We start from the raw sequence: 9,535 nt of genomic DNA, 5'->3' as shown, positions 1-9,535 counted from the left end.
GCCAGGCCGACGACGGCGATCGCCAGGCCCCAGCCGGTCGCCCCGGTGAGGGCCACGGCGAGGAACGCCAGCACCGCCAGCCCGGTGGTGAGCACCCGGGCGAGCAGCTTCCGGACCAGGTCACCACGCATGTCGCCGGTCGCCTCCGTACCGTCAGCCGGCGTCGACGCCGCTGGACAGCTCGTCCTCCGCGCCGCCGGTCGACTGCGCGGGCACCGCCACGACCGGCTCGCCCGGCGCCCGGCGTACGTCGATGACCTGGCCGGTGAGCTCGGAGATCAGCACGTCCAGCGAGGCCTGCGCGACGGCCTCGGCCGACAGCAGCGTGTGCTCCGGCTCCTCGCCGAACGCCTTGGTCCGCATCGGGGTGGCGGTGCGCTCCGGGTTGACGCAGTTGACCCGGACGCCGAACTCCGCCCACTCGTCGGCGAGCGCCTGGGTGAGGTTGACCAGCGCCGCCTTGGTGGCGGAGTAGAGCGCGTACTGGGCCCGGCCCCGGGTGTAGGAGCTGGAGGTGTAGAGCAGCAGCTGGCCCTTGGTCTGCTGGAGGTACGGCAGGGACTGCCGGGCGGCGATGACCGGGCCGACGAAGTTGACCTGGAGGACCCGGTCCATCGTCTCCTGGTCCATCTCGGCCAGCGCGCCCTTCTCCAGGATGCCGGCGGTGACCACCACGTAGTCGATCCGGCCGGTCGCCTCGAAGGCGGTCTTGAGCGCGGCCTCGACGTCCTGGGCCCGCTCGACGTGGGTGCCGGTGCTGGAGCGGCTGAACGGGAAGACCTGCGCGCCGTAGCGGCGGGCCAGCTCGGCCAGGTCGTGGCCGATGCCGTAGCTGCCGCCGAAGATCACCACGGTGCGGCCGGCCAGTTCCTCGGTGTAGCTGCGGTGGTCGCTGAGCCGCGGCGCCTGGGCGGCGGCGAGCTGGAAGAGCTTGTCCGCCAGGTGCACGTCGACCGGGTGGGTGACCTTGATGTTCTCGTCCGACCCGTCGATCACCTTGATCGGGGTGCCGGGCAGGTAGCGCAGCACCACGCCGCAGTCGTCGGTGGCGGCGAAGTTCGGGTCGCCCTCGGCGAGGCGGTAGGCCTCGCGGATGGTGCCGGAGCGGAAGGCCTGCGGGGTCTGCCCGCGCCGCAGCGTCGACCGGACCGGGATGTCGACGATGCAGTCCTCCTCGTCGACCTGGATGATCGTGTCGGCCGAGGGGATCGCGACGTCGACGGCCGAGTACGCCCAGAGCGCGTTGACGCACTCGCGGACGATCCGGGCGCTCACCAGCGGGCGGACCGCGTCGTGGAAGAGGATGTTGACGTCGCCCTCGCCGACCGCGTCCAGCGCGATCCGGGTGGTCGCGTTGCGGGTGTCGCCGCCCTCGATGACCTTGCTGACCTTACGAAAGCCGGCCTTGTCGACGATCTGCTGGGCCTCGGCGACGTGGCCGGCGGCCATCAGCACGATGATCTCGTCGATCTCCGGGGCGGCCTCGAAGACGGCCAGGGTGTGCTCGATGATCGGCTTACCGGCGATCTTCAGGAGCTGCTTGGGGATGCCCAGGCCGAGCCGGGTCCCCGTGCCGCCGGCCAGCACCACCGCCACCGTCCGCGCGGGCCGCCACGGTGTCGCCGCCGCCGCTGCGGCGTCCGGGCTGGTGGTGTGGTCCTGCGTCATTGCCGATCCTCACTCTCAACGATGCCCAACGATGGGGGATGGCCGCCGGGCGACCGGATGAACCCTAACGTGTCTGTTCGGATGACCCACACCGGTGACGGGGCATGTCGGCGTCCACTGGTCACCGGGTGGGCACTCCGACGTTACCTGCCGTTCGAGAAGTCCTCGTAGGCCCGGATGACCTCGTCGGTGGGGCCGTCCATCCGCAGCTCGCCCGATTCCAGCCAGATCGTCCGTTCGCAGGTGTCCCGGATCGAGGAGAGCTGGTGGCTGACCAGGAACACCGTGCCGGCACTCTCCCGCAGCTCCCGGACCCGCTGCTCGCTGCGCTTGCGGAAGCCCTTGTCGCCGGTGGCCAGCGCCTCGTCGACGAGCAGCACGTCGTGCTTCTTCGCCGCGGCGATGGAGAAGCGCAGCCGGGCGGCCATGCCGGAGGAGTAGGTGCGCATCGGCAGCGAGGCGAAGTCGCCGCGCTGGTTGATGCCGGAGAACTCGATGATCTCCGGGGTGAGCCGGGCGACCTCCGCGGGCGCCATGCCCATGGCCAGGCAGCCCAGGGTGACGTTCCGCTCGCCGGAGAGGTCGTTGAGCAGCGCGGCGTTGACGCCGAGCAGGGACGGCTGGCCCTGGGTGTAGATCGCGCCGCGGTCGACCGGGAGCAGCCCGGCGATGGCCCGCAGCAGGGTGGACTTGCCCGAACCGTTGCTGCCGATCAGGCCGATCGCCTCGCCGCGGTACGCGGTGAAGCTGACCCCCTTGACCGCGTGCACCTCGCGCACGTTGGGCGCCTGGGTGCGCTTGACCAGCCGGCGCAGCGCGGCGACCGGGCTGCTGCCGGCGGTGGCGCCCTTGTGCACCCGGTAGACGATGTGCGCCTCGTCCACCACCACGGTGGGGATCCGCGGCTGGAGGGTCGGCAGCGCCTGCGTCGCCTCGTCGGAACCGGTGAAGTGCTCAACCACGGCCGTACTCCTGTTCGCCGCGCCAGAAGTAGATGAAGCCACCGACGCCGGCCAGCACGGCCCAGCCGGCCGCCACCAGCCAGAGCTGGGTCAGCGACTCGTTGAGCATCGGCGCCTGCTCCAGCAGCGCGTACCGGGCCAGCTCGATGTAGACCAGCATCGGGTTGAACTCGATCAGCGTGGCGGCCCACTCCGGCAGCCGGTTGAACAGCCGCACGCTGTAGAGCACGCCGGAGCCGTACATCCAGGTACGCATGATGAACGGCATGACCTGCTTCAGGTCGCTGGCCTTGGCGCCCATCCGGGCGACGATCAGCACCACGCCGGCGTTGAACACCGCCTGGAGCAGCAGCGCCGGCGGCAGCAGCAGCCATTCCAGGGTGAGCGGCTCGCCGGTGACCAGCACGATGCCGATCAGCACGATCATCGAGGCCAGCAGCTGCTGGAACTGGGTGAGCGTGGCGGCCAGCGGCAGGCTGGCCCGGGGGAAGTGCAGGGCCCGGATCAGGCCGAGGTTGCCGCTGATCGACTGCGTCCCGGCCAGGATCGCGCTCTGCGTGAAGTTGAAGATGAACAGGCCGGTGGTCAGGTACGCGATGAAGTTCGGGATGGAGTTCTGCGCGAGCACCAGGCCGAAGATCAGGTAGTAGACCGCCGCGTTGGTCAGCGGGGTCAGCACCTGCCAGATCTGACCCAGCTTGGCGTTGCTGTAGGAGGCGACGAGCTTGGCGTTGGCGTACGCGGCAACGAAGTGCCGGTAGGCCCAGAGTCGGCGGCTGTACTCGACCAGCGAGGGCCGCTCGCCGGCGACCCGCAGGCCGTGTCGAGCGGCCAGCTGCGCCTGGTTCAGGCCCGCGTCGGGGCCGGCCAGGGCGGTGTTGGCCATGAGCTGGGCGCTCCGATCTTTCGTACCAACGGGACGGGGGTGACGATGAGCTGGCCCGGTGCGCCCGCGGGTGCCGGAGCGGGCTCGTCGCGGGGTGGACGGTAGTCCAAAACACGTCGGGACGCAACCGTACCGTCGTTGCGGTACATTGTCCCACGTGACAGCCGAGAAGAGTCTCACGTGACGACCGGGAAGAGGCGTACGCCGGCCGGTGCGGCGGTGCTGCGGGGCGAGATCACCACGGCCATCCGCAAGGCCCTGATGCAGGAACTGGCCGCCGTGGGCTACGGCCGGCTCTCCATCGAGGCGGTCGCCCGGCGGGCCGGGGTGAGCAAGACCGCCGTCTACCGGCGCTGGAGTTCGAAGCTCGACCTGGTGCTGGAGACGGTCGTGGCGGCCGCCGGCAACAAACTGCCGGCGTTGGACACCGGCAGCCTCCGCGGCGACCTCGACCTGCTGTTCCAGGTCGTCACGCACGCCCTGCGCCACCCGCTGGCTTCCCAGATCATTCCCGACCTGCTCGCCGAGGCCGCCCGGAACCCGACCCTGGACCAGGCGCTCCAGCAGGTGCTGCGCAGCAAGCAGCAGGAGATCGGCGGGCGGCTGGTCGAGCGGGCGGTCCGCCGCGGCGAACTCCCGGCCGGGGTGGACCTGGACGCGGCGGTCGATCTGATCGTCGGGCCGCTCTACTGGCGGCTCGCCATCGTCCGGGAGGCGCCGACCGACGCGTACCTGGAGGCGCTGGTGGACGCGGTGGCCGCCGGGCTGGCCGCGGCGCCGGCGGTGCCCCGCCAGCGCGAGGTCGCGGTCGCCGACCCGGCGGTCTGACCGCTGGAGGCGGGACTCGCCGCGGACCGGCCCCACCACGGGGACCGGGAAGCGGTCAGCCGGCCTGGTTGACCGGGAGCCGGGAGACGATGTGCCGGGCGATCTCCAGCGAGCTGGTGGCCGCCGGGGAGGGCGCGTTCAGCACGTGCACCTGCCGGTCGCCCTCGACGATCAGGAAGTCGTCCACCAGACCGCCGTCGGGCAGGATCGCCTGCGCCCGTACGCCGGCGCCGGCCGGCACGATGTCCGCGGGGGTGAGCTCCGGCACGAGCCGGGCGAGGCTGGCCGCGAAGCGCTTCTTGGACAGCGAGCGGGCGACCTCGGTGAGGCCGTACCGGTAATGCTTGCGGCCCAGCGCCCACAGGCCCCGGTAGGTCAGTTCGTCCCAGACGTCCCGCAGGCTGATCCGGCCCCACGAGTACCCCTCGCGGGCGGTGGCGAGCACCGCGTTCGGCCCGGCGTGCACGCTGCCGTCGATCATCCGGGTGAGGTGCACCCCGAGGAACGGGAACTGCGGATCCGGCACCGGATAGATCAGCCCCCGGACGAGGTCCCGGCGCTGCGGCGCGAGTTCGTAGTATTCACCCCGGAATGGGATGATGCGGACCGGAGTGGACACTCCCGACAGCCGGGCGATCCGGTCGGCGTGCAGGCCCGCGCAGTTGATCAGCACATCCCCGGCGACCTCGCCCCGGGTGGTGCCGACCACCACCTCGTTGCCGCGGTTGGTGACCGTGGTCACCTCGGTGCCGGTACGCAGGTCCGCGCCGCCCGCGGCGAGCAGCTCGGCCAGCTTGCGACAGACCGCGCCGAAGTCGACGATGCCGGTGGAGGCGACGTGCAGCGCCGCCACCGCCGCCACGTGCGGCTCGTACTCGCGGGCCTCGTCGGCGCCGATCAGCTTCACCGGCAGCCCGTTGGCGAGCGAGCGCTCGTGCAGGTCGTGCAGGCGGGGCAGCTCGGCGGGGTCGGTGGCCACGATGAGCTTGCCGCAGACGTCGTACGCCAGGTCGTGCTCGGCGCAGAACTCCTTCATCGAGGCGCTGCCGGCCTTGCAGAGCGTGGCCTTCAGGCTGCCCGGCTTGTAGTAGACGCCGGCGTGGATCACCCCGGAGTTGTGCCCGGTCTGGTGGGCGGCCCAGCCGGATTCCTTCTCCAGCACGGTGACCGAGTCCCCGGGGCGGTCGGTCATCAGCCGGTGCGCCACGGCGAGCCCGACGATGCCGCCACCCACGACCACGAACCTTGTCATCTTCATCTCCCCAGGCCGACGCCGCGACCGATGGTAACGAAGGGGGCCGTGCGCCCGACTCGCGCCCGACCCCCGGGGGTGGCCTACACTTCACCGGGTCCATCACTCGGGGAGTCTTATGTCTGAGGTCATCGCGCTCGGTCAGCCCACGGTCGGTGAGGCCGAACTCGCCGCCATCGCCGAGGTCTTCGCCTCGGGCTGGCTCGCAGGTTCCGGGCCCACCAGCCGTCGCTTCGAGGAGCGCTTCGCCGCCGCCGTCGGCACCACGCACGCCCTCGCCACGAGCAACTGCGGCTCGGCGCTGCACCTGGCTCTGCTCACTCTCGGTGTCAAGCCGGGCGACGAGGTCATCGTCGGCGACTACACCTTCCCGGCCACCGGCCACTCGGTGATGTGGACCGGGGCCAAGCCGATCTTCGCCGACGTCCGCCCGGACATCTGGACGGTCGACCCGGCCGCGGTCGAGGCCGCCATCACCCCGCGGACCGTCGGCATCATCGCCGTCGACGCGTTCGGCCAGCCGGCCGACTACGACGAGCTGCGCGCCATCGCGGACAAGCACGGCCTGTTCCTGGTCGAGGACGCCGCCTGCTCCGCCGGCGCCACCTACAAGGGCCGCCCGGCCGGCAGCCTCGCCGACGTCGCCACCTTCAGCTTCCACGGCCGCAAGGGCATCACCGCGGGCGAGGGCGGGGCGTACGTCACGAACCGGGACGACCTGGCCGCGCACGCCCGCAAGCTGCACACCTACGGCGTCGAGGGCGCGCTCACCCGGGCCGAGCTGTCGAACCTGCCCATCCCGACCTTCACCGAGCTGGGCTACAACTACCGGCTCTCCGACGTCGCCGCGGCCATCATGATCGCCCAGCTGGACCGGCTGCCGGACCTGCTGGCCACCAAGCGCGCGATCGCCGCCCGCTACGGCGAGCTGCTCAAGGACCACGAGCTGATCACCACGCCGTACGAGGCGCCGGACCGCGAGCACCCGTGGCAGTCGTACGTGGTCACCCTCGACCCCAGGGTGGACCGCGGCGCCGTGGCGCTGGAGCTGCGCCAGCGCGGCGTGCAGTGCACCTTCGGCACCTACGCCTCGCACGTCCAGCCGCTCTACGGCCAGACCGACCCGTGCCCCGTGTCGGCCGACCTCTTCGCCCGCCACCTGGCGATCCCGATGCACGCCAACCTCACCGACGCGCAGGTCGAGACCGTCGCGGCGACCCTCACCGAGGTCGTCGACTCCATCGCCACCCGCTGACAAACCCCCCCAGGAAGGACACCGTCCACCATGTCGAAGCAGACCGTCTTCATCACCGGAGGCGCGGGCTTCATCGGCCTGCACGTGGTCCCCATGCTGTTGGAGAAGGGCTACCGGGTCCGCATCTTCGACAACATGTTCCGCGGTGACCGGGACCGGATCGCCGAGCTGGTGGCCGCCGGCGACGTCGAGCTGATCGACCAGGACGTCCGCTACGGCGGCGCCGTGCACGCGGCCATGAAGGGCTGCGACTACGTCATCCACCTCGCCGCCGTCTCGATCAACAAGAGCCAGGCCGACCCGTACGAGTCGATCGACATCAACATGGTCGGCAACCACAACGTCTTCGCCGCCGCCGCCGACCACGGCGTCAAGCGGCTGGTCTTCGCGTCGTCCGCCTCGGTGTACGGCGACCCGAAGAAGCTGCCGATGCACGAGGACGACCGGCTCGACCCGCTGACCCCGTACTGCATCTCGAAGCGGGCCGGCGAGGACCTGCTCGGCTTCTACCAGCGCAGCAAGGGCCTGAACTGGATCGCCCTGCGCTTCTTCAACGTGTACGGCCCGGGCCAGAAGCCGACCGCGTACTACACCTCGGTGATCAACCACTTCGTGAAGCGGCTCAAGAACGGCGAGCCGCCGGTCATCGACGGCAAGGGCGAGCAGTCGATGGACTTCATCCACGTCCACGACATCGCCCGGTCGGTGGTCGCCGCCATGGAGGCCGAGCAGGGCAACGTGCCGATCAACATCGGCACCGGCATCGACACCTCGATCGCCACCCTCGCCGAGATCCTCATCAAGGCGGTCGGCGTCGACGTGCAGCCGCAGTTCAACCCGCGTGAGGTGCTGGTCAGCCGCCGGGCGGCGGACATCACCCGGGCCAAGGAGGTGCTCGGCTGGGAGCCGACCATCGCCGTCGAGGACGGGATGACCGACCTGATCAAGACCGAGGTGGCGTGACCCAGCCGCCGTCCGCCGGGGGCCCGTCGTCGCACGGGCTCCCGGCGAATCCGTACAACCCGCACGCCTGGGTTATCGGTGAGCCCGAGATCGGATCGGGCACCTGGATCGGCGCGTTCACCGTCATCGACGGCTCGGGCGGCCTGACCATCGGCGCGGGTTGTGACATCAGCTGCGGAGCGCAGATCTACACGCACTCCACGGCTCGCCGTTGCGTCTCCGGCCGGGCCTATGCTTCGGTGGACCGGGCGCCGGTCCGCATCGGTGACCGGGTCTTCATCGGCGCCAACGCCACGGTGATGATGGGCGTCACCATCGGTGACGGCGCCGTGATCGGTGCGGGCGCCGTGGTCACCCGGGACGTGCCGGCGGGGGCGGTCGTGGCGGGGGTGCCGGCCCGGGTGGTGTCCAGAGTCGAGCTGGAAGGGTCCGACGTCCGGTTCGTGCCGGTCGTGGAGAGCTAGGAGTTCCCCCGTGCGTATCGCAGTGGTCAACAACTTCTTCCCGCCCCGCGCGGGTGGCAGCTCGCACCTGTCCGAGTCCCTCGCCAAGGGCTACGCGGCGGCCGGGCACGAGGTCCTCGTGCTCACCGCCGCCTATCAGGACGCGCCGGCCGAGGAGGAGCGCGACGGCCTGCGGATCGTCCGCCTGCCCGCCTGGATGCTGCCGCAGACCCGGCTGGCGGTGAGCTTCGACATCTCGTTCACCAGCCGGCCCAGCCTGCTGCGCCGGGTCCGCAAGCTGCTCGACGGCTTCCGGCCGGACGTCATCCACCAGCACGGCCAGTTCTTCGACCTGACCTGGGCGACCTCGCTGTACGCGCGGAAGCGGAACGTCCCCACGCTGCTCTCCATCCACACCCGGTTGGAGAACCCGCAGGCCCGGTACGCCAAGGTCTTCCGTGGCCTGGACGCCACCATGGTCAAGCCGTTCATGCGGCGGTCCAAGCCCCGGCTGGTGGTCATGGACGTGCTCATGCAGGAGTACATCGAGGAGCGCTACCGCGGCGCGCACTCCGGCCTGGTGCCGATCCCGGTCGGCGTCGACCCGGAGTGGGTGACCGGCGGCAACGGCCAGCGGATCCGCGAGCGGTACGACCTGGGCGACTCGCCGGTGATCCTGTCGGTCGGCCACGTCATCCCGCTGCGGGACCGGATCGCGCTCGTCGAGGCGCTGCCCGCGGTCCTGGCCGCGGTGCCGGACGCCAAGCTGCTGATCGCCGGGCAGATCTACTACCCGGTCTTCCAGGAGCGGGCCAGGGCGCTCGGCGTCGAGCACGCGGTGGTCTGCGCGGGCAAGGTGCCCAAGAGCGAGATCCCCGACCTGCTCGCCGCCGCCACCGTCGAGTCGCACGAGCAGGGCCTCGGCCTCGGCACGGCGACGCTGGAGGCGATGGCGGCCGGCGTGCCGGTGGTCGCGCCGGCGCGGGCCGACAACTTCCCCGGGATCGCGCTGCGGGACGGGGAGAACGTCCTGCTCTGCGCGCCCGGCGACGTCGACGGGCTGGCCGAGCGGCTGATCGCCGCGCTCACCGACCCGGTGGTGGCCAAGCAGATCGGCGTGAACGGCCAGGCCCTCATCCGGGAGCGGTTCAGCCTGGAGCGGGTCCTCGACCGACACCTCGAGGTGCTCGGTGAGATGGCCGCCGCCCGGCACTGACCGGTGAACCACGATGCCCCCGACCCGCAGGGTCGGGGGCATCGCTCGTTTCGGGGCGCGTC

9 protein-coding genes are annotated in these 9,535 nt (G+C 71.2%); 5 read left to right on the top strand and 4 right to left on the bottom strand.

Annotated elements, in window-relative coordinates; translation table 11 throughout:
- Window positions 1-153: 153 nt before the first annotated feature.
- From ACWEVO_RS19795 to ACWEVO_RS19785, 3 genes are all read right to left on the bottom strand, one after another.
- Entirely contained in the window at window positions 154-1,668 is a 1,515-nt protein-coding gene (locus tag ACWEVO_RS19795) for a D-ribitol-5-phosphate cytidylyltransferase (protein WP_452308992.1), read from the bottom strand.
- A gap of 143 nt (window positions 1,669-1,811) precedes the next feature.
- Window positions 1,812-2,630, bottom strand: a complete 819-nt coding sequence (locus ACWEVO_RS19790) for an ABC transporter ATP-binding protein (protein ID WP_452308991.1) — start codon at window positions 2,628-2,630, stop codon at window positions 1,812-1,814.
- Window positions 2,623-3,516 carry an ABC transporter permease gene (locus tag ACWEVO_RS19785; RefSeq protein WP_452308990.1) on the bottom strand — a complete coding sequence of 298 codons (894 nt, stop codon included), beginning with the start codon at window positions 3,514-3,516 and terminating at the stop codon, window positions 2,623-2,625. The genes ACWEVO_RS19790 and ACWEVO_RS19785 overlap by 8 nt, the downstream gene beginning before the upstream one ends.
- A 219-nt stretch (window positions 3,517-3,735) precedes the next feature.
- Here ACWEVO_RS19785 and ACWEVO_RS19780 point away from each other — a divergent pair, with 219 nt between their 5' ends.
- The gene (locus ACWEVO_RS19780) at window positions 3,736-4,344 is read left to right on the top strand and encodes a TetR/AcrR family transcriptional regulator (RefSeq protein ID WP_452308993.1); all 609 of its coding nucleotides are present in this window, start codon (window positions 3,736-3,738) and stop codon (window positions 4,342-4,344) included.
- 55 nt (window positions 4,345-4,399) lie between these two features.
- Here ACWEVO_RS19780 and lhgO read toward each other — a convergent pair whose 3' ends face one another.
- Window positions 4,400-5,596, bottom strand: coding sequence for an L-2-hydroxyglutarate oxidase (gene lhgO, locus ACWEVO_RS19775; RefSeq protein WP_452308989.1), 1,197 nt, complete (start codon window positions 5,594-5,596; stop codon window positions 4,400-4,402).
- Between the two features lie 118 nt (window positions 5,597-5,714).
- Here lhgO and ACWEVO_RS19770 point away from each other — a divergent pair, with 118 nt between their 5' ends.
- From ACWEVO_RS19770 to ACWEVO_RS19755, 4 genes are read left to right on the top strand one after another with little or no spacing between them, the layout of a single operon-like run.
- A complete protein-coding gene (locus ACWEVO_RS19770; protein ID WP_452308988.1) occupies window positions 5,715-6,851 on the top strand; it encodes a DegT/DnrJ/EryC1/StrS family aminotransferase in 1,137 nt (378 codons plus the stop codon).
- 30 nt (window positions 6,852-6,881) lie between these two features.
- Window positions 6,882-7,814: an NAD-dependent epimerase/dehydratase family protein gene (locus tag ACWEVO_RS19765; RefSeq protein ID WP_452308987.1), complete on the top strand. Its 933-nt coding sequence runs from the start codon at window positions 6,882-6,884 to the stop codon at window positions 7,812-7,814.
- A complete protein-coding gene (locus ACWEVO_RS19760) occupies window positions 7,811-8,278 on the top strand; it encodes an acyltransferase (protein WP_452308986.1) in 468 nt (155 codons plus the stop codon). The genes ACWEVO_RS19765 and ACWEVO_RS19760 overlap by 4 nt, the downstream gene beginning before the upstream one ends.
- A 10-nt stretch (window positions 8,279-8,288) precedes the next feature.
- A complete protein-coding gene (locus ACWEVO_RS19755; RefSeq protein ID WP_452308985.1) occupies window positions 8,289-9,473 on the top strand; it encodes a glycosyltransferase family 4 protein in 1,185 nt (394 codons plus the stop codon).
- The last annotated feature ends 62 nt before the right edge of the window (window positions 9,474-9,535 follow it).

The organism is Micromonospora sp. NPDC003776, from assembly GCF_053605645.1.
The sequence above is the reverse complement of the archived record's forward strand: the minus strand, read 5'-3'. Positions and strand labels throughout refer to the sequence as shown.

Coding starts and splice junctions, on each gene's coding strand:
- ACWEVO_RS19795 (WP_452308992.1), bottom strand. CDS start 1,668: ATGACGCAGGACCACACCACCAGCCCGGACGCCGCAGCGGCGGCGGCG.
- ACWEVO_RS19785 (WP_452308990.1), bottom strand. CDS start 3,516: ATGGCCAACACCGCCCTGGCCGGCCCCGACGCGGGCCTGAACCAGGCG.
- lhgO (WP_452308989.1), bottom strand. CDS start 5,596: ATGACAAGGTTCGTGGTCGTGGGTGGCGGCATCGTCGGGCTCGCCGTG.
- ACWEVO_RS19770 (WP_452308988.1), top strand. CDS start 5,715: ATGTCTGAGGTCATCGCGCTCGGTCAGCCCACGGTCGGTGAGGCCGAA.
- ACWEVO_RS19765 (WP_452308987.1), top strand. CDS start 6,882: ATGTCGAAGCAGACCGTCTTCATCACCGGAGGCGCGGGCTTCATCGGC.